The sequence below is a fragment of the Halorubrum sp. CBA1125 genome (genome assembly GCF_009742825.1).
GTDB lineage: Archaea > Halobacteriota > Halobacteria > Halobacteriales > Haloferacaceae > Halorubrum.
On record NZ_WPCE01000306.1, the window covers coordinates 1 to 2,125 of the forward strand.

Annotated in this window: 3 protein-coding genes; all 3 read left to right on the forward strand. The window is 74.3% G+C overall.

The window, feature by feature from the left end; all coding sequences use genetic code 11:
* Nucleotides 1-227 precede the first annotated feature (227 nt).
* A complete protein-coding gene (locus GJ633_RS16035) occupies nucleotides 228-725 on the forward strand; it encodes a DUF2240 family protein (protein WP_156589572.1) in 498 nt (165 codons plus the stop codon).
* Nucleotides 725-1,156 (forward strand): hypothetical protein, encoded by a 432-nt coding sequence (locus tag GJ633_RS16040; protein WP_156589573.1) that lies wholly within the window; start codon nucleotides 725-727, stop codon nucleotides 1,154-1,156. Before GJ633_RS16035 ends, GJ633_RS16040 begins: the two co-directional genes overlap by 1 nt.
* 97 nt (nucleotides 1,157-1,253) lie before the next feature.
* A partial coding sequence (locus tag GJ633_RS16045; RefSeq protein WP_321169132.1) for a DNA double-strand break repair nuclease NurA occupies nucleotides 1,254-2,125 on the forward strand: 872 nt, incomplete at its 3' end.

Here is a 2,125-nt window from a genome sequence, read left to right on the forward strand (position 1 = left end):
CCCCCGATGCCGCGAGCGCTGCGCCCGACGGCGGAACCCGGCCGGACGACGCCTGAGGGGAGTCGTCCCCGTCCGGCGGCCTTCAGCCGCCGACAACGCTCGGATTCGATAGTTCTTGAGATCGAAAGTTCACCCCACACCGGCGCGACGCGCTCGGGCGGCGCTCGCCCCCTGGGGATCTCCGCGGTTCGGTAGGTTTACCGCGATCGACGCACCCCGGATCGGATATGAGCCTGGAGGTCGCGGTCGCCGTGCCGTTCAAACAGCGAGGCAGGGAGCGGCTCGGGGAGGGGGAGTTCGTCGTCGCGCTGTCGCTCGACCGCGACTGGTTCTCCCCCGATCAGGCGAAGCGGCTCGCCGACGTCGCGATCGGTCGCGGGCTGGTCGACGAGGCGGACGGCGACCTCGTCGCGCGGTTCGACCCCGACGACGTCGCGGTGCCCGAGGGGTTCACGCCCGACGAGGAGATCCTCCGCGAGCAGTCCACCTTCGAGACCGCGCTCGACGCGATCGTCGCCGCCGGGGTCGAGAAGCAGCGCGCCGTCGCCGCGATCAACGAGCGGCAGCGCGCGCTCGCGGTCACCATCGAGGCGGCCGCGGTCCTCGTCGCGCGAGAGCACGGCGCCGCGGTCGACCGGCTCGCCGCCGACGTGCGCGCCGAACTGGCGGCCGACGACCCCGCCGCCGACCACGGCGAGACCGAGGACCCGACGGAGGGGGCGTGATGGTCGACGAACGCCTGACCGACGGGGTCCGGATCGCCCAGCTGCTCGCCTCGGAGATAGCCGGGAACGAGGGGCGACTGCGCGACCTCGCCGTCGACGACGCCGACCCCGACGTCGAGCCCACGGTCGACGGCGCGCTCGCGTACCGGGTCGTCCGCGACGCCGGGGCGGTCGAAGACGCCAGTGCGGTCGAAGACGCCGACGCCGATCCGATCGCCGAGGTCTACGTGCAGCCGGAACGCGTCCGCGTCGAGTTCGCGAGCGCGCCCGACGCCGTCGCGGACGCCGCGGTCGACGGCGGGCTGCGCGTGCGTCCCAAGGCGGTCCGCCCGCCGCGCACGCTGGTCTTCGTCGAGGACGGCGCCCAGGTGAAGCGGTTGCTGCCGGTGCTCGGTGCGGCGCTCGACGCGGCCGTCGACGGCGGTCGGTGACCGACTCACGGCGTCGATCGACCGGCTCGCGGACGCGTTCGACGGTTCGGCGGCGCCGGCCGACGGCTTTTATACGTCTCCGGACGGCGGTACGGCCGTGACGCTCGACCCGATCCACGTCGAGAACATCGCGCGGCTCGCCCACGGGATCGCGGGCGACGCGGACGCGACCGACCACGACGACCTCGCGGAGCGGGTGTGGCGCGAGTGGCTCCCCGAACTGCGCCGCGACGGGCGCGTCGTGATCGAGCCCGTCGGCGACCACGAGCGCCGGCGCGCGTCGATCGACGACGTCGCGCTCGCCGACCGCCCGTTCGAGACGGTCCACGGGCTCGACTCCGGGACGATCAACCCCACGACGTTCAAGAACGGGCTCGTTGTCGACGTCGCGCACGCGGCGATGGCGAGCGCGCCGACCGACCTCGCCCTCCACCGCGACCGAACCATCGTCGCGACGGTCCACGCCGGCGACTCGCGGGTCGGGTTCGACAGCGACTGGACCCGCCGCGACGAGGGCCACACCCGCCAGCGCGTGCTCCACGCGCCCCGGGTGAACCGCTACGCCGAGGGGGTCGTCCACGCGCTCGCGCTGTATCTCGCCGAGGGGACCCACGCGCTCGACCACGCCGACCGGGTCGAGGACCTGCTCGTGCTCGACGGACCGATCTACCCCAAGGAGCTCTTCACCTGGCAGGACCGGGACCCCGAGCTCGGCGCGCTCGCGCGGGAGGCCAAGCCCCGCGCCGTCGTCGAGAAGTACGTCCGGCTCGTGGAGCGGTTCGTCGAGCGTGACGTGCCGCTCGCGGGCTTCGTGAAGAACCCGGCGAGCCGGACGGCGGTGCGGGCGCTGGCCCGGGCGGGCGTCGAGCCGCCGTGGCCGGACGACGCCGTGCTCTTCACCCGGCTGCTGGAGCGCACCGAGGGCGACGGGACGCGCGCGGGTTCCGGGGTGGGAGGGCCGGACGGCGG